Consider the following 18385-nt stretch of genomic DNA (forward strand, 5'->3'; position numbering starts at 1 on the left):
CGGGAGAGCCGGCCCGGCCTCATCCGGCGAGCGGCACGCCCACCGGTTCGGCCTCCGGCGCGGCGATCCGGGACGCCGGCACACCGCCGACGCCACCCGCGGCGACGCCTTCCCCCGCGACGCCGCCGGTCCTCACGACGGCTCCGGCCCCTCCCGTACCGCCCCCGCCCCGCGTCAGGAGCACCACGCCCCGCGCCGCGACCAGCGACGCGCCGGCGGCGGCGAGCCAGCCCCAGGCACCGGCCCGGAAGGTCTCGCCGAGGAGGGCCACGCCGATCACCGCGGCGGCCGCCGGGTTGGAGAGGTTGACGACGGCCAGCGGCGCGGCGAGCCCGCCCCGGTAGGCGACCTGCGAAAGCAGCAGCCCGCCCGTCGCGAAGCCGGATATGAGCACCGCGAGCAGCGCGGTCTGCCACCAGGTCGGCTCGGTGCCGGGAAGTTCGAGGGCGAGCGCGGCCGTCAGGGTCTGGGTGAGCGCCGAGGCGACGCCGGAGGCGATACCGGAGGCCGTGGCGTGTCCGAGCCCGCGCCCGGCCCGCCCGCCGTTCCCCTGGAGGCGGCCCGAGGCGAGCGCGGCGATCAGGAGCGCCGTCGCCGCGGCGACGACCAGCGACTCGCGCAGGCTGAGCGCCTCGCCGGGGGCCGTGGGCCCCGTGACGGCGACCAGGCCGACGAGACCGGCCAGGGTCCACAGGGCCCCGCGCCACTCGGTACGGGTCACCCGCCGGCGCGCGCAGTACGCGCCGAGCGGCAGCGCCGCCACGAGGGTCAGCGCGCCGAGCGGCTGGACCAGGGTCAGCGGCCCGTAGTGCAGGGCGGCCACGTGGGCGAGGGCCCCGGCGGCGTTCAGGCCGACCGCCCACCACCACTGCCCGCGGGCGAGCAGCGCGCGCAGCGCCCCGCGTCCGCCGGGGGCGGCGGACGACGCGGCGGCCAGCCTGGACTGGGCGACGGCGGCGAGCGCGTACCCGGCGGCGGAGACGAGGGAGAGGAGCACCGCGAGCGCGGTGCCGGCGGCGGGGTTCATCGCAGGGCTCCGACCGTGAGGGGGGCCGCCTCGACCGGACGGCGTACGGGTGGGGGCGCCGTCCGCCGGCCGGGGGCGCGGACGGCGAGCAGCGCGAGGCCGAGGAGCGCGGCGGCGGCGAGCGCGTCGAACCAGTAGTGGTTGGCGGTGCCGACGACGACGAGCAGGGTGAGCAGCGGGTGCAGCAGCCAGAGCACCCGCCACCGGGAACGGGTGGCGGCGATCAGGCCGATCGCGACCATCAGGGCCCAGCCGAAGTGCAGCGACGGCATGGCGGCGAACTGGTTCGCCATCGAGTCCGCCTCCGGTACCGCCCCGTAGACGGAGGGGCCGTAGACGCGGGCGGTGTCGACGAGTCCGGCGGCGGCGAGCATCCGGGGCGGCGCGAGCGGCATCAGCAGGTGCAGCGTGAGCGCGGCGGCGGTGAGGAGCGCGAGCACGCGGCGCGACCACAGGTAGTGGGCCGGGCGGCGCAGGTACAGCCAGACGAGGAAGGCGGCGGTGGCGGGGAAGTGCACGGCCGCGTAGTACGTGTTCGCGGCCCGGACCAGCGGTTCGCCGTGCAGCAGGAGCTGCTGGACCGCTCCCTCGCCCGGCAGGTGGAGCGCGCGCTCGGCGTCCCAGACGCGGTCGGCGTTGTGGAAGGCGCGGACCTCGTGGCCGTTGGCGAAGAGCCGGCCGAACTTGTAGACGAGGAACAGGGCGGTGACGAGCAGCAGCTCGCGCAGGAGGGGCGGTCGCGCGGCTCTTCCGGGAGCCTCTCCGCTCTCCTCCGGCTCCTCTCCGGCGCCGTTCCCGGCGGGGCCGGCGACGGGCTTCGCCCCCGGTCCCGCAGGACGTGGTCCTCGTATCCCGCGTATCCCGGCAGCCATCGTGCGGCCCTCTAATCCGTCAAATCGGCAACAAACGGGGGAAGCCTAGATCCATTTTCATCGAGACGCAAGCGTCTCGATACGTTTGCGTCTCGATTGTGCACCCCCTACTCTCGTATGTGCAGAGCCAGACCCGCGGGGCAGGGACGATCCGGCCCGTACGGGAGAGACACAGCGGGGACACGGAGGTGTCCGCCCGGGAGGGACCGATGTCCACACAGGCCGCGACCGCCGCCGCCCGGCGCAGCAAGATCACGCCGGAGCGCGAGACCGAGCTCTACGACGCGGTGCTCCGACTCCTCCGCGAGGGCGGCTACGACTCGGTGACCATGGAGGGCGTCGCCGCCCTCACCAAGTGCGGCAAGGCCACGCTCTACCGGCAGTGGGGCACGAAGCCGCGGCTCGTCACCGCCGCCCTCGCCCGCCGGCGCTGCGTCGTCTTCGGCGGCATCGACACCGGCACCCTCGCCGGCGACCTGCGCGAGGCCGCCCGCATCGCCGCCTCCCATCACGAGCGCGACGCCGGGCTCATGGAGGCCGTCGCCCAGGCGTACATCCAGTACCCTGACCTGCGCTCCGCGTTCCACGAGACCGTCATCGCCCCCGAGATCGCCGCCATCGACACGATCGTGGCGCGCGCGGTCGAGCGCGGCGAGGTCGCGGTCGGCAACCCCGCCGTCGACCTCGTGGCCCCCGCCTTCCTCGGCATGCTCCGCATCGAGCGGATCTGCGAGGAGCGCTTCACGGACTCCTCGACCATGCGGAGCTTCGTCGACGCCGTCCTCCTCCCGGCGCTGCGCGCCACCGGCTGAGCCGGGACGCCGTCCGGCACCGCTTGCGAGGCCCCGAAGACGGGGTGCGGGCCTCCGCGGGCCGGCCACACGCCCGTACGGCGCCGGGAGACCGAAGGAGCGGGAAAGCGACGGATGGCGTCAGGAGGCGTCCCGGCGCAGCCGCGGCGCCTCGGCGACGGCATCGACGGTGACGGAACCCTCCGCCCCGCCCCCTTCCGTACGACCGGCCAACTCCCGCGCCCAGGAGACGAGCCCGCCGAGGTCGATCCCGTACGGTCCGGATCGGGGTACGGATCCGGGTCCGGACGAACCGCGCTCGGAAGCCCGGCTCTCCGACACTCCTACCTCCGGAGCCCCGGCCTCCGAAGCCCCGCTCTCCACCGCTCCCGCTCCCGCCCCCACCGCCGTCAGCCGGTCGGCGCCGCGTCGCAGCAGGCGTGCCCCGCCCGCCGCGTTGCCCCGGGCCGAGTGCGTCAGGCCCACGGCGAGCTGGGCGAGCCCCTGCCACAGGTCCCGTTCCGCCTCGGGACCGGACTTCCAGGCGTCCTCGAAGACCTCGTGCGCGTGGAAGGGCATCCCGGCGTCGAGCAGCCGCTGCGCCTCGCGCAGGGTCGCGCCGGGATCCCGTACGACCCCCTCCGGCTGCCGGGGCACCCCCTCCGCCCCGTACGGAAGCGGACGCCCGAGCCCGTCGCGGGGACGGGCGCTGCGGGCCCGCCCCTCCTCGTCGCGGTCCCTGCCTCGGCTGTGCGTGGTCCGGTTCACCCTTCCATTGTCGCCCCCGGAACGATCAGGAACGCTAGGCTCGTCCGACAAGCGCTTCGTGCCGGTCCGCGTGGGTCTCGCCGGCTGCGGCGCGCAAGGAGCTCGGGTAGGGGAGTGAGTCACCGGTGCCGTCGGATCCCGAACAGCCGTCGCCCGTCACGCCGTTCGTGCCCGCCGTCCCGGACGGGTCCCACGGCGGGCTGCTCGAACGCGATCCGGAACTGGCCGCGGCCGCCCACGCCGTCGACGAACTCGTCGCCGGGGCGACGGAGGGCGGCCCGGCGCGCGGCGGCATCCTCGTCTACCGGGGAGAGTCGGGGATCGGCAAGACGACCCTCCTCGACGAGATCCACCGCACCGCACGCGACCGGTGCACCGTCCTGACGGCCCGGGGCGGCGAGACCCTCACCTCGGTCCCGTTCCACGTCACCCGCCAGCTGCTCCAGCCCGCGCTCGACCGCTTCGACGAGGAGGACGTACGCCTCCTCTGCGGCGGCCACTTCGACCTGCTGGCCCCCGCGCTCGGCCTCGCCCCGCCGCCTCCGCCGTCGGCCGCTCCCGCCGACCCGCAAGGCGTGCGGGACGGCCTGGCCAAGCTCCTGGGGCGGCTCGCGGACCGGCTGCGGGACCGGCCGCCGGTGCTGCTGGTGGACGACGCGCACTGGGCCGACGCCGAATCCCTGGCGTGGCTCGACGCCTTCACCCGGATCCGGCGGGACCGCCGGCTGCCCGCCCTCGTCGTCCTCGCGCACCGGCCCCTGTCGGAGGGGACGCGGCGCACCGGCGTGCCGGCCTTCCTCGCCGCGCTCGCCGACCGCGCCGTCGTGACCCTGGGCCTGCACGCCCTCACGCTCGGCGCCACCGCCGCGCTCGCCCGGGACACGCTGGGCGGCCACGCGGACGAACCGTTCTGCCGCGAACTGTGGACGGTGACCTCCGGGAACCCGTACGAGACGGTCGAACTGCTCGCCAAGGCCCGCGACCGGATGCTCGAACCCGTCGCGGGCTCCGCCTCCCTCCTCCGCGGCCTCGGCGCCGAAGCGCGCGGCGGCGGGCTCGTCGCCCGCCTCGAAGAGCTCGGCGCCGGCCCGACCAGGCTCGCCCGGACGATCGCCGTCCTCGGCGCGGACAGCACGCCGGACCTCCTGGCGTCGCTGGCCGGCATGAGCGGACCGGAGGTCGCCGAGAACACCGAACTCCTCCGCCAGGCGAGGATCGTGACGACGGGCGCGGACCGGGCGGCGCGCACCGGCCCCGACGCCGGGGACGACCCGAACGCGGCGGTCGCGGGAGCGCCCGCTCACGAGAGCCCCGCCGACCCGGGCCCCGCCGACCCGGGCTCAGCCCACCCCGACCCCGTCCAGCTCGGCCCCGTCCACCCGGACTCCGCCCACCTGGAGTTCGCGCACCCCCTCATCGCGTCCGCCGTGTACGGCTCGATGTCACCGGCCGCGCGGACCGCCTTGCACGGGCTGGCCGCCTGGGCGCTCACCGCGGCGGGCCACGGACCGGCCGCCGTCTCCCGGCACCTCCTCGAAGTGCACCCGGACGAGGACGAGGAGGTCGTCCGCCAACTGCGGGCAGCCGCCGTCGAGCACCTCGCCGTGGGCGCCCCGGACGCGGCCCGGCGCTGTCTGGAGCGGGCCCTGGAGGAACCGCCGGCCCCGGACTCGTACGCCAGGGTGCTGTACGAACTGGGCTGCGCCTCCCTGCTGACCGCGCCCGCCGCCACCGTCCGGCACCTGAGCTCCGCGCTCGGCCTGCCGGGCCTGGACGACGGCCTGCGCATCGACGCGACCTACCGGCTCGCGCAGGCACTCGCCCACAACAACCAGCTCAGGGAGGCCGCGCGGGTCCTGGCCGACGAGGCCGTCCGCACCCCGCCCGGCACCGACCGACGCCGTCTGCAGGCGGCGAACTTCATGTACGAGGGGTTCCAGGCGGCGGAGGAGGACGGCCCCGGCCGCTCCCGCCGCCTGGCCGACCTCACCGCGCACTTCACCGGCGCGGACAACTCCGAGCGGGCCCTGCTCACGGTGCGCGGGTTCGACGCGATGATGCGGGGCGAGCCCGCCGACGAGGTCGTCCGCCTCTGCGACCTCGCCCTCGTCGACGGCATACCGGCCCGGGGCCTCGGCTGGACCGACGCCACCTGGGGCTTCGAGATCCCGGCGCTGACCGGCATCGCGTACGCGTTCTCCGACCGTCCCGACCGGGCCGGGGCGCTCTTCACGGAGGCGGTCCGCGCCTTCGAGATCTCGGGCTGGAGCGGCGCCCACGTCGCCTTCGCCCACACTCTCCTGGGCCTGGTCCACCGGCGCCGCGGCAACCTGCCGAGGGCGCAGCACTACCTGGAGGAGGGCCTGCGCCTGGCCGACCGGGTCGGCAACGGCCTGCCCGTGCACTGGGACACCGCCTGCCTCCTCGTCGACACGCTCGTCGCCCGGGGCCGTACGGCGGAGGCGCGCAGCGTGGCCGACCGCTACTCCTTCGGGCCGCCGTGGCCGGGCGCGATCGTCCTGCCCGACGGCCCCAGCGTCCTCGGCCGGCTCCTGCTCGCGGAGGGGCGCGTCGAGGAGGCGGTGGCCACCCTGGAGGCCGCGTCCGAGGCCCTGATCGAACGGGGCCGCCACCACGTCGTGTGGGCGCCGTGGCCCCTGGACCTCGCGCGGGCGCTCGCTCCCACGGACCCGGACCGCGCGGCCGGGATCGCCGCCGAGGCCCGTGCCCACGCCGAGCGGATCGGCACCCGCACGGCCCTCGGCGAAGCCCTCCGCTGCGCGGCCCTCATCGCCGACCCGCCCGAGTCCCGCCGCCTCCTCACCGAGGCCGTCGACCACCTGGCCGCGTCCCCGTCCCGCTACGAGGAGGCCCGCGCCCGCCTCGACCTGGCCCGGGTCACCGGCTCCGCCGAGGCCCTCGCCGAGGCGACCGCCCTGGCCACCACCTGCGGCGCGTCCCTCCTCACCACCGACGCGGTGACAGCCCGTGCGTCGTCCCACCCTCCGCAGTGAGGTAATGTTTCCCCTGCACGCCGACGCGGGAGCAAACCGCCGAGGACGCGCATCGGGACGTGGCGCAGCTTGGTAGCGCACTTGACTGGGGGTCAAGGGGTCGCAGGTTCAAATCCTGTCGTCCCGACTCTAAGGAGTCGTGAACCGAGGGGCCGTTTCGGAGCAATCCGAAACGGCCCTTTCGGCGTTTCCGGTGAAGGGTTGTGGCCCGGCACGCACTGGGTAGCGTCCGTGGACGTGTGCGGCGGAGAAAACCGCCGGAGAAGGCACTGAGGGGGCTCGGTGGCACCACGGCCGGGAGGCGAGATGGACAAGTTCGGCAACCGTTACGAGGGAGCCTGGACGATCAGACACGCCCTGTACGTACTCCTGGGCGCGGGGACGTCGATCACGCTGGAGCCGGGGGGCCCGCTCGGCGACGGCGCAGAGTTCGTCTACCGCCACGACGGCGGGACGGAGGTGCACCAGGTCAAGCGGCAGAACCGGAACGCGAACAGCTGGAACGTGGCCTCCCTCCGGGACAAGGGAATCTGGGGGCATCTGCGTTCCCACGTCGATGCGGGCCGCACGTTCCACTTCGTCTCCCTGGTTCCCGCCCGTGCCCTCGACGAGCTGAGCGACCGCGTCCGCCGCTCCGACGACGTGACCTCCTTCGAAACGGAGTGGTTGACGGACGAACTCCGAGGCCCCTTCGACGCGCTTGCCGCGACCGACGTCTACGGTTCGGCCACGGAGGCCTGGCGCATGCTGCGAGGGCTCCGGGTGGAGTGGCACAACGAACAAGAGATCGTGAACATCAACGCGGTCCTGGCCGAACAGATCCTTGCCCGAGCCCCCGGCAGACTCGCGGCGGCCGGATTGGGCGACCTGCTGCTGAACAATCCGGGGACCACTCTCGACGCCCCGGCCATCACTGCCCGACTGGCACAGTACGGGCTACGACGGGTCACCCGAGTGGACGGTCGAGCGGTGGACGGCCCGCACCCTGGTGCACGGCACCACCGAGTAGCACCGTTCTGAAAGGGACCCGGGCCTTCGAGGCCCGGGTCTTCGTTTCACCGGAGGGCTTCTGGCAGGCAGTCACCAACTCCGAAGTCTTCCGGGATCCGGCAATGAATCCCCCTCCCCCCGTATGGCACCATGATCCGGCCCGCAGCGACACCGCCCATGACGGGACGTCAAGAAGCGGGCCTTGAGTGGGGATCGGCAGGCGAGGGGGAGGCCATGACCGTAGTGCCCCAGGCGAGCGGGCGGTTGCGGACCGGTGGGCACATGGTCGTGTGCGGGGACGACACGCTCGCGCACCGGATCGCCGTCGAGCTCGCCGACGTGTACCGGCAGGCCGTCACCCTGGTCGTGCCGCCGCCGGTCGGTTTCGAGGGGGTGGCCGGTCAGCCGGCGAGCGTCTCCCGGGCCTCGGCGCTGCTCGGCCGGATGAGCGCGGCGGTCGGACGGCCCGGCGGGCCGCCGGGGAACGGCGCGGACGCCGGGCAGGGGCCGGGCGTGCGGGAGGTGACCGCCGCCGTGCCCGACGCACAGGTCCTCGCGGAGGTCGGCGTGGCGCGGGCCGAGGCCCTCGCCCTGCTCTACGAGGACGACGAGGCCAACATGCGGGCCGCGTTCCTCGCCCGCCGCCTCAACCCGAGGATCCGGCTCGTCCTGCGGATGTACAACCGCAACCTCGGCCGGCGCATGGCGGAGCTGCTCGACCAGGCCACCGACCTCACGCTCCCCGAGAACGTCCGCGGCGGGCACGACACCTCGACGATCGTCCTCTCGGACGCCGACACCACCGCCCCGGCGCTCGCCGCCACCGCCGTCGCCGGCACCCGCAAGATCGTCCAGGCCGACGGACTGCTGCTGCGCGCCGCCGAGCGGCTGCCCAGCCGCCCCGGGGACGTCGCCGCGCCCGGTCTCGCGACCCTCGCCCTGCTGTCCTCCACGACCACCGACCCGGCCGGTGCCGAGGGCTCCGACCGCAGCGGCCCGCAGGCCCCCCAGCTGCTCCCCGACGACGACGCCGTACGGGCCGCCGCGGGGCGCGGCACCATCGTCCTGGAGGCCGTCACCCACGAACCGGCCACGCCCCGCAGGCGCACGAGCCGGGGCGCCTCCTTCAAGGAGCTCCTCTCGCGCCGGCTGCGCTGGGCCCTCGCCGGCGTCTTCGTGGCCGTCACCGTCCTGGCCGTCGTCTCCTCCCTCGTCACCGACGACTCCGCGCTGCACGCCGTCTACATCACCCTGCTCGACCTGTTCGCGATCGCCGACCCCGCCGTCGAGGAATCCGCCCCCCGCCAGATCCTCCAGCTGCTCACCGGATTCGTCGGCCTCGCCCTGCTGCCCCTGCTCGTCGCCGGCGCCCTGGAGGCTCTCGGCGCCTACCGCAGCGCCGCCGCCCTGCGCCGTCCGCCGCGCGGGCTCGCCGGCCACGTCGTCCTGCTCGGCCTCGGCAAGATCGGCACCCGCGTCCTGGCCCGGCTCCGCGAGCTCGACATCCCCGTGGTGTGCGTGGAGGACGACCCCGACGCCCGCGGCGTCGCGCTCGCCCGGAGCCTGCGCGTCCCCGTCGTCCTCGGCGACGTCACCCAGGAAGGCGTCCTGGAGGCGGCCAAGGTCCACCGCGCGCACGCGCTCCTCGCCCTCACCAGCGCCGACACCACCAACCTGGAAGCCGCGCTGTACGCGCGCACGCTCGCGCCCGACCTGCTCGTCGCCCTGCGCCTGTACGACGACGACTTCGCCACCGCCGTCTACCGCACCCTGCGCGCCGCCCACCCCGACGCGCTCACCCGCAGCCGCAGCGTGTCCACCCTCGCCGCGCCCGCCTTCGCCACCGCGATGATGGGCCGCCAGATCCTCGGCGCCATCCCCGTCGAGCGCCGGGTGCTGCTCTTCGCCGCGCTCGACGTCGCCGGACAGCCCCAGTTGGAGGGGCGTACGGTCCAGGAGGCCTTCCGGCCCGGTGCCTGGCGCGTCCTCGCCCTCGACACCACCGCCCCGCAGGCCCGCCGCCCCGACCTCACCGCCGCCCACGACCGCGACGGCCCGCCGGGCCTCCTGTGGGACCTCCACTCCGGCTACGTCCTGCGCCCCGAGGACCGCGTCGTGATCGCCGCGACCCGTGCCGGCCTCGCCCAGCTCCTCGAACGCTCCCGTACGCCCGCCTCCGGCCGGGGGCTGTGAGGCGCCGCCGTCACGGCTCCTGGTCCGGCCAGTCCAGGAAGCGGGCGCCGATGACGGCCGTCTGGAGGGTGTAGCGCTGGGCGGGATCGCCCGGATCGGCGCCCGTGAGGCGGTGCACGCGGTCGAGCCGGTACGTCACCGCCCGCACGCTCAGCGAGAGCTGCCGGGCCGTCTCGGCGGCGACGCAGCCGGTGTCGAAGTACGCGGTGAGCGTGTCGATCAGCGGCCCGGCGCCGCCCCGCGCCTCCCGGAGCGGACCCAGGACGCTGACCACCAGGTCGGCCATGGCCTGGCGGTCACGGGTGAGGACCGGGTAGACGAGGAGGTCGGCGGCGCGCAGGACCGGGTCGTTCAGGTCCAGGCGGGCGGCCAGGTCGAGGGCGTTCAGGGCCTCCTCGTACGACTGGACCACACCGCCCGGGCCCGAGTGGGGCCGCCCGATCGCGATCTGTCCGCCGTCGGTCGCCGCGTACGCCTGCTTCGCGAAGAAGGACAGCACCTCCGGCTGGTCGGCCGGGGCGACGCAGACGAGGCGCCCCTCCTTCGTGGTGAGCAGGATGCGGCGCTGGCCGAACCGGGCCACGAGGGACGCCTCGACGCCCCGGGTGACGGAGGCGCCGTCCTCGTACGGCTCCCCGCCCTGCGCCACGGCCACCGCGTGCGCGTGGGCGAGCAGCAGGCCGAAGCGCTCGGCGCGCTGGGCGAGGCGGCCGAGGTCGCTCCGCCCGTACAGCAGGTCGTCGATGAACTCGCGGCGCGACGCCTCCTCCTGACGCACCGCCAGGATCCCCGCCCGCTCGTGCCCCTCCGCGAAGGCGTCGACGGCCTGCTCGACGACGGCGAGGAGGTGGTCGCCCGCAGTGCGCGGCAGCTCCGCCCGCAGCTCCCCGGCGGCCGAGAGGTGCGCCCGTATCAGGGCGCGCAGCCCGATCCCGGCCTCGGCGGCCCGCTCGCCCCGGGCCCGCAGCGTCTCCAGCTCGTCGCGGCTCAGCCGCCGGCCCGTCGCCGAGGCCCCCGCCAGGATCTCCCCGTACCCCTCCAGGTACTCCCCGGACACCACTCGTTCCACCCTCGTCCTCCCCGCCCCCGTGCGTCACTCGCCCTCCTCGACGCGCCGGTCCGATCGCGGGACGGCGCCGCCCAGGAGGCGGTCACCGGCATCAAGGATGCGTCAAGATTGCCGGAAACCGGCAATGCGAACAAGTGGACGGCCCTGCCACGATGGTTCCACGGAGGGCACGTCCGCCGGCGGGACGCCGGGGACGGGCAGCGAAAGTCGCGCGTCGAGGGGGAGGGAAGCACGATGAGTGAGTCCCCGACCGACGTCCTTCTCCCGGACGGTGCCCGCTCCGGCGGCAGTACCCGCTCCCCGGCCCGTGGACGTTTGCCGGCCCGCGGGCTCTCCCCGGCCGGCGCCCGCCTCCCGGCCGCCCCCGTGCGCCGCTGCCTCGCGCGGCGCACGGCGAAGCTCTTCCCCGACGAACCGTAGCCGTCCCGGGAGGACTCCGGTCCCCGGGTACGGCCCCTTCACGGCCGGCGGACGACGGCGCCCGGGCCGGGCGCGGATCTCCCGCCCGGGACGGACCCACCGCGGCCGCCCATCGGCCGGCGGCGCGGACGCGGTGCCGCCACACCCCTCAATCTCCTTCATACACACGGGGTTTCACATGGATACCATCACCGTGGGCATCGGCGTGCTCGTCGCCGTTGTCCTGCTCTTCGTCCTCGTCCTGGTCCTCGTGATCGGCAGACTGTTCCGCAAGGTGGAGCAGGGCAAGGCGCTGATCGTCTCGAAGATGCGGAAGGTCGACGTCACCTTCACCGGACAGGTCGTCCTGCCCGTGCTGCACAAGGCCGAGGTCATGGACATCTCGGTCAAGACGATCGAGATCTCCCGCACCGGCCGCGACGGCCTGATCTGCCGGGACAACATCCGCGCCGACATCCGGATCTCCTTCTTCGTCCGCGTCAACAAGACCGTCGAGGACGTCATCAGGGTCGCCCAGGCCATCGGCACCGTCCGGGCCAGCGACAAGGACACCCTCCAGGAGCTGTTCAACGCCAAGTTCTCCGAGGCGCTCAAGACCGTCGGCAAGCAGCTCGACTTCACCGACCTCTACACCAAGCGCGAGGAGCTGCGCTTCCGGATCATCGAGATCATCGGCATCGACCTCAACGGCTACAGCCTGGAGGACGCGGCCATCGACTACCTGGAGCAGACCCCGCTCGCCCAGCTCGACCCCGGCAACATCCTCGACGCCCAGGGCATCCGCAAGATCACCGAGCTGACCGCCGCCGAGAACGTGCGCACCAACGAGTTCCGCCGGCACGAGCAGAAGGAGATCACCCGGCAGAACGTCGACGCCCGCGAGGCCATCCTGGAGCTGGAGCGGCGCCAGGCGGACGCCGAGATCAAGCAGAAGCGCGAGATCGACACCGTACGGGCCCGCGAGGAGGCCGAGACCGCCCGGGTGGTGGAGGAGGAGCGGCTGCGGGCGCAGAGCGCCTTCCTGAGGACCGAGGAGCAGCTCGGCGTCCAGCGCGAGAACCAGGCCCGCGAGGTCGCGGTGGCGCAGAAGAACCGCGAGCGGGTCATCGCCGTCGAGAACGAGCGGATCGAGAAGGACCGCCTCCTGGAGGTCATCGCCCGCGACCGGGAGACCGAGCTGACCCGCATCTCCGCCGAGAAGGAGGTCGAGGCGGAGCGCCGGGACATCGCCGAGGTGATCCGCGAGCGGGTCGCGGTGGACCGCACGGTCGCCGAGCAGGAGGAGTCGATCAAGCGGCTGCGGGCGGTCGAGGAGGCCGAGCGCAACCGTCAGGCGATCGTGATCGCCGCCGAGGCCGAGGCCCAGGAGCGGCTGGTCAAGGACATCAAGGCCGCGGAGGCCGCCGAGCAGGCCGCCGTGCACCGGGCCGCCGAGGAGCTCACCCTCGCCGAGGCCCGCAACAAGGCCGCCGACATGGACGCCCGCGCCAAGATCCGCCTCGCCGAGGGCGTCCAGGCCGAGGCCGCGGCCGAGGGGCTCGCGGCGGTCCAGGTCCGGGACAAGGAGGCCGACGTCATCGAGAAGGCCGGCCGCGCGGAGGCCGGGGCCACCGAGGCCCGGCTGCGCGCCGAGGCCGCCGGCGCCCGCGAGAAGGCGCTCGCGGAGGCCGCGGGCGCCAAGGAGAAGGCCCTCGCCGAGGCCACCGCGATCGGCGAGAAGCTGAAGGCCGAGGCCGCGGGCCTGACCGAGAAGGCGGCGGCGATGGCCGCCCTCGACGAGGCGTCCCGCACCCACGAGGAGTACCGCCTGCGCCTGGAGGCCGAGAAGGACATCCGGCTCGCCGGTCTCGACGTGCAGCGCCAGGTCGCCGAGGCGCAGGCCACCGTCCTCGCCACCGGCCTGGAGAACGCCGACATCAACATCGTCGGGGGCGACTCCGTCTTCCTCGACCGGCTCGTGCAGTCCGTCTCGCTCGGCAAGGCCGTCGACGGCTTCGTCGACAGCTCGCAGACCGCGCAGGCCCTCGCCGGTCCGTGGCTGAACGGCTCACAGCCCTTCACCGAGGACCTGACGAACGTGCTCGGCTCGCTCTCCAGCTCCGACGTGCGCGACCTCAGCGTCTCGGCGCTGCTCGCGAAGCTCATGAAGTCCGGCGCGCTCGACGGCTACCTGCCGACGCCGTCCGCGCCGGCCGGGGCCGCCGTGCTGAACGGCGCGGCCAAGGACTGACCGCCCACGGGGGTGGCGGTCGGTACGGGTCCGGTGCCGGCGAACGGGGGAGTGGCCGGCACCGGACCCGCAGTCACTACGGTACATAGGGAGCACAGGGATGAGCGCCGGAATCGACCAGGACACGTACGCGGTGCTGCGCGACCGCCTCACCGCGCAGGCCGGCGAACTGGCCCGGCGCGCCGAGGCGCTCAACACCGCCCGTACCGCCGCCTTCGGCTCCGGCGGACTCGCCCTCACCGGCACCGACCGGGTCCGCACCGAACGCGCCGGGACGCTCCTCGACGTCGTCGCTGTCGGGGACGGCGTCCTGCTGTTCGGCGGGAGCCCGGTCACCACGGGCGGCGGGGGACCGCTTGCCACGGACGGTGAGGGACCGGCGGTCGCCGACGTCCTCACCCTGCACGACCGGGACCTGAACCCGCTGCCCGGGGACGCGGTCCCCGGCCTCCTGGACGACCCCGGCTTCGTCCGCGAGTTCGCCGCGCTGCACCGCTACTTCCGGGGCGCCCGGCTGCTCCGGCTGCGGCGCGTGGCGGACCGGCTCCTCGCCGTCTTCCGGACCGGGGAGAAGGCCGACGACCTGCGGGTGCTGCGCTGGGCCCTCGAACCGTCCGGCGGGGCGCGGTTCCTCGATGCCCGGGGCGAGCGCGACCACACCTTCCCGCCCGCGCACGACCTCGACTGGACGGAGAGCACCCGGGACGACCACGTCTCCGGCCGGCACCCCCACATCTCGCTCGGCGGGCGCCTGTACGTCTCCACGACCGGCGGGGCGCTCACCGTCAAGACGGAGAACGACCCCGAGACCGCCGACGGCATTCACTCGGAGCCGGTCGACGAGCCGCTGCAATCCCTCGCCGACGCCGAGGTCGCCCACGCCGTCGTCGGCGCCCTGACCCTGATCCGGGTTCGCCCGTACAAGGAAGACGCCGTCCGGTACCTCGTCTTCAACGCGCTGACCGGGACCGTCGTCCGGCTCGACGGCATCGGGCAGGCCTGTCTGCGGCTGCCCGACGACGAGGGCGTCGTCTTCCCCGGCGGCTACTGCCTCTCCTCCGGTGCCGTGAAGACCTTCGACACCGACACCTCCGGCCTCGCCTTCGACCGCGCGGTCCGCTCGCCCAACGGCGAGGACCTCCTCTTCGCCTTCCACGCCGAGACGGAGGGCCGCGGCCTCCTCCTGCCGTACAACCTGATCCGCAAGGAGATCGCCACCCCGCTCGCCTGCCGGGGGTACGCGCTGCTCGACGACGGGACGATGGTCGTCCTGCGCGGCGAGTCCGGCGAACCCGGCCGGGTCCACCCCGTGCAGGTCTGGGCGACGCCGTACGTCTCCGAGACGCACACGGCCCCCGTGCACGACGACCCGCTGGCCCGCATCGGCAACGCGGACCTCGTCCGGGGCATCTCCGACTGCCTGTCGATCGCCCGGCGGGCCACCGAACTCACCCCCGCCGGCGAGGTGTACGAGGCGCTCGTCGCCGCCTGCGAGAGGGCCGGCGACGTCCACCACTGGCTGGGGGACCCGGAGACCGGGGACCTGCGCACCCCGCTCGCCGAACTCCGCGCCACCGCCGGACAGGTCCTCGACGAGTTCGCCACCGTCACCGCCCTCACCCGGCAGGCCGCCGACGCCCTCGCCGGGGCGACCGAGCGGATCGCCCGGCTCGTCCGGCGCGTCCGCGGCGAGGCGCCCGCCACGGCGGAGGAGTGGATCTCCCGCATCACCGAACTCCGGCAGAGCCAGGGCCACTTGATCACCCTGAAGGAGATGCGGTACGCCGACACGGACGCCGTCGACGCCCTCGCGGCGGACGTCGAGTCCGACATCGCCGCGGCCGGCCGGCGGGCCGTCGCCTTCCTCCGGGGCGAGGACGCCTTCGCGGGCCAGCACGCCGAGGCGGAGCGGCTCGCCGCCGAGGCCGGGGAGGTCGCCACCGTCGCGGAGACGGGCCCGGTCGGGGAGCTGATCGACGGCCGCACCACCGGCCTGCGGACCCTCAGCGAGATCGTCGCCGGGCTCGACATCGGCGACGCCACCGTCCGCACCGCGATCCTGAGCCGGGTCGCCGACGTCCTGGGCGTCCTCAACCGCGCCCGCGCCGTCCTCGCCGCCCGCCGCGCCGAACTCCTCGACCGGGAGGGCCGGGCGGAGTTCGCCGCCGAGTTCGCCCTGCTCGGCCAGGCCGTCACGGGCGCGCTCGCCGCCGCCGACACCCCCGACCACTGCGACGACCAACTCGGCCTCCTGCTCCTCCAGCTGGAGAACCTGGAGTCCCGCTTCGCCGAGCACGACGGCTTCCTCGACGACATCGCCGAGCGGCGCGCCGAGATCCACGACGCCTTCACCGCCCGCAAGCAGTCCCTCCAGGACGCCCGCGCCCGCCGCGCCGAGCGCCTCGCCGGATCGGCCGACCGCATCCTGGAGACGATCGCCCGCCGGGCCGCCACCCTGACGGGACCGGACGAGGTGCACACGTACTTCGCCTCCGACCCGATGGTCGCCAAGATCCGGCGCACCACCGCCGAACTGCGCGGACTCGGCGACCAGGTACGGGCCGAGGAGCTGGAGGGCCGGCTCGGCGCCGCCCGCCAGGAGGCCGGGCGCGCGCTCCGCGACCGCACCGAGCTGTTCTCCGACGGCGGCGACACCCTCCGCCTCGGCCGGCACCGGTTCGCCGTCAGCCGGCAGACCCCCGAACTCACCCTCGTCCCGCACGGGGACACCCTCGCCCTCGCCCTCACCGGGACCGACTACCGCGCGCCCGTCACCGACCCGGAGTTCGCCGCGACCCGCCCGTTCTGGGACCGGACGCTGCCCTCCGAGTCGCCCGCGGTCTACCGGGCCGAGCACCTGGCCGCCCGGCTGCTCGCGGAGCACGGCACGGACGGCCTCGCGGGCGCCGACCTCCCCGCGCTCGCCCGGACCGCCGCCGAGGCCGCGTACGACGAGGGGTACGAGCGGGGCGTCCACGACCACGACGCGGCGGCGATCCTGGAGACGCTCCTCGCCCTCCACGAAGGGGCCGGACCGCTGCGGTACCCGGCGGCGGCGCGGTCCGCCGCCCAGCTCTTCTGGGCGCACACGGCCGACGAGGGCGCCCGCGAGCAGTGGACCCGCCGCGCGGTCTCGCTGACCCGCGCCCGCGATCTCTTCGGCGCCGCGTCGGCCGTCGACGGGCTGCGCGACGAACTGGCCGGGGAGATCGGCGACCCGACCGCCGCCGCGTACCTGGTCGAGGAGCTCGCCGCCGGCCCGAGCGGCTTCGCCGTCTCGGCCGCGGCCCGCACCCTGCTCGACAAGTTCCGCCGGACCGTGGGCGGTTCCGCGTACGACGACGCCCTCGCCGGACTCACGGACGCCGGCGCGCGGCGCCAGCTCGTCGAGGCCTGGCTCACCTCCTACGCCTCCGCCTCCGGCGAGCCGCTCGACGGGGACGTGCTCGACGGAGGCGTGCTCGCCGAGGCCGTCGCCGTCGAACTCTGCCCCGGACTCGAACGGTACGAGGTCGACGCCCCGACCACCGCGACGGTCACCGGCCTCCTGGGCGCCCACCCCCGCGTGCGCAACCGCTCCCTCGACGTGCGGATCGACGAATTCCTCGCCAGGACAAGGGAGTTCGCCGCCGTCGACGTGCCCGCCTTCCGCGCCTACCAGGAGCGCAGGGCAGAGCTCGTCGCGGCCGAGCGCGCCCGGCTCCGCGTGGACGAGTACAGCCCCCGCGTCATGTCCTCCTTCGTCCGCAACCGGCTCGTCGACGAGGTCTACCTGCCACTGGTCGGCGACAACCTCGCCAAGCAGCTCGGCGCCGCCGGAGACGCCAAGCGCACTGATTCCCACGGCCTGCTGCTGCTCCTCTCCCCGCCCGGCTACGGCAAGACCACCCTGATCGAGTACGTCGCCGACCGCCTCGGCCTGCTCCTCGTCAAGGTCGACGGACCGGCCCTCGGACAGCGCACCACCTCCCTCGACCCGGCCGAGGCGCCCGACGCCACCGCCCGCCGGGAGCTGGAGAAGATCGCCTTCGCGCTGAGGGCGGGCAACAACGTCCTGCTGTACGTGGACGACATCCAGCACACCTCGCCGGAGTTCCTCCAGAAGTTCATCCCGCTCTGCGACGCCACCCGCACCCTGAACGGGCACGACCTGCGCGGCAAGCGCTTCGCCGTCTGCATGGCCGGCAACCCGTACACCGAGTCCGGGCAGGCCTTCCGGGTGCCCGACATGCTCGCCAACCGGGCCGACGTGTGGAACCTCGGCGACGTCCTGACCGGCAAGGAGGACGTCTTCGCGCTCAGCTTCGTCGAGAACGCCCTCACCTCCCACCCGGTCCTCGCCCCGCTCGCGGGCCGCGACCGGGCCGACCTGGAGCTGCTCGTCCGGCTCGCGGCCGGCGACCCGACCGCGCGCCGCGACCGGCTCGCCCACCCGTACGCCCCGGCCGGACTGGAGCGGATCCTCGCCGTCCTCGGGCGGCTCCTCACGGCCCGCGAGACGGTCCTCGCCGTCAACGAGGAGTACATCGCCTCCGCCGCCCGCAGCGACGCGGCCCGCACCGCGCCGCCGTTCCGGCTCCAGGGCTCGTACCGCACCATGAACAGGATCGCGGCCCGGATCTCGCCCGCCATGAACGACGCCGAGCTGGCCGCCGTGATCGACGACCACTACACCGCCGAGGCCCAGACCCTCACCACAGAGGCCGAGGCCAACCTCCTCCGCCTCGCCGAACTGCGCGGCACCCTCACCCCGGAACAGGCCGCGCGCTGGGCCGAGGTGAGCGCCGCGTACGTCCGCGCGCGGGCGCTCGGCGGCTCCGGGGACGACCCCCTCGCCCGCGCGGTCGCCGCCCTCGGGCTCCTCGCCGACCGGATCGCCGCCGTCGAGTCGGCGATCGACCGGGCGGCGGACCCGGGGAACCCGCTGAAGGCGCCGCGCCTGCCGTGAGGGGCGCTGCATGAGCAGCGCGCCGCCCGTGAGGGAACCAGAGGAGGAGCGCGCCGCTCGCAG

The 18385-nt window shown here is 74.8% G+C and carries 10 protein-coding genes and 1 tRNA gene; 7 read left to right on the forward strand and 4 right to left on the reverse strand.

The window, feature by feature from the left end; translation table 11 throughout:
- Positions 1-19: 19 nt before the first annotated feature.
- Complete coding sequence (locus AB0398_RS12245) at positions 20-1027, reverse strand: DMT family transporter (protein ID WP_366374189.1); 1008 nt, start codon at positions 1025-1027, stop codon at positions 20-22.
- Complete coding sequence (locus tag AB0398_RS12250; protein ID WP_366374191.1) at positions 1024-1899, reverse strand: phosphatase PAP2 family protein; 876 nt, start codon at positions 1897-1899, stop codon at positions 1024-1026. Before AB0398_RS12250 ends, AB0398_RS12245 begins: the two co-directional genes overlap by 4 nt.
- A 209-nt stretch (positions 1900-2108) precedes the next feature.
- Between AB0398_RS12250 and AB0398_RS12255 the strand changes: the two genes are divergently transcribed.
- Positions 2109-2711 (forward strand): TetR/AcrR family transcriptional regulator, encoded by a 603-nt coding sequence (locus tag AB0398_RS12255; RefSeq protein WP_366374193.1) that lies wholly within the window; start codon positions 2109-2111, stop codon positions 2709-2711.
- Between the two features lie 120 nt (positions 2712-2831).
- Here the strand turns inward: AB0398_RS12255 and AB0398_RS12260 are convergent, their stop codons facing one another.
- On the reverse strand, positions 2832-3458 hold the full coding sequence (locus AB0398_RS12260) for a DUF309 domain-containing protein (RefSeq protein ID WP_366374195.1): 627 nt from the start codon (positions 3456-3458) through the stop codon (positions 2832-2834).
- A gap of 167 nt (positions 3459-3625) precedes the next feature.
- Here AB0398_RS12260 and AB0398_RS12265 point away from each other — a divergent pair, with 167 nt between their 5' ends.
- The 4 genes from AB0398_RS12265 (at position 3626) to AB0398_RS12280 (ending at position 9655) form a co-directional block, all read left to right on the forward strand.
- Complete coding sequence (locus tag AB0398_RS12265; protein WP_366374535.1) at positions 3626-6472, forward strand: AAA family ATPase; 2847 nt, start codon at positions 3626-3628, stop codon at positions 6470-6472.
- 53 nt (positions 6473-6525) lie between these two features.
- Positions 6526-6599, forward strand: a tRNA-Pro gene (locus AB0398_RS12270).
- Positions 6600-6778: 179 nt separating this feature from the next.
- Positions 6779-7492 carry a hypothetical protein gene (locus AB0398_RS12275; protein ID WP_366374197.1) on the forward strand — a complete coding sequence of 238 codons (714 nt, stop codon included), beginning with the start codon at positions 6779-6781 and terminating at the stop codon, positions 7490-7492.
- A 204-nt stretch (positions 7493-7696) separates the two neighbouring features.
- A complete protein-coding gene (locus AB0398_RS12280; RefSeq protein ID WP_366374198.1) occupies positions 7697-9655 on the forward strand; it encodes an NAD-binding protein in 1959 nt (652 codons plus the stop codon).
- A 10-nt stretch (positions 9656-9665) separates the two neighbouring features.
- On the opposite strand, the gene AB0398_RS12285 is transcribed toward AB0398_RS12280, so the two are convergent.
- Positions 9666-10715, reverse strand: a complete 1050-nt coding sequence (locus tag AB0398_RS12285) for a helix-turn-helix domain-containing protein (RefSeq protein WP_366374536.1) — start codon at positions 10713-10715, stop codon at positions 9666-9668.
- A gap of 607 nt (positions 10716-11322) precedes the next feature.
- Between AB0398_RS12285 and AB0398_RS12290 the strand changes: the two genes are divergently transcribed.
- Both AB0398_RS12290 and AB0398_RS12295 read left to right on the forward strand, forming a co-directional pair.
- On the forward strand, positions 11323-13374 hold the full coding sequence (locus tag AB0398_RS12290; protein ID WP_366374199.1) for a flotillin family protein: 2052 nt from the start codon (positions 11323-11325) through the stop codon (positions 13372-13374).
- A 100-nt stretch (positions 13375-13474) separates the two neighbouring features.
- Positions 13475-18322 (forward strand): DNA repair ATPase, encoded by a 4848-nt coding sequence (locus AB0398_RS12295; RefSeq protein ID WP_366374201.1) that lies wholly within the window; start codon positions 13475-13477, stop codon positions 18320-18322.
- Positions 18323-18385: the final 63 nt, after the last annotated feature.

The organism is Streptomyces sp. NPDC086147 (assembly GCF_040702165.1).
GTDB lineage: Bacteria > Actinomycetota > Actinomycetes > Streptomycetales > Streptomycetaceae > Streptomyces.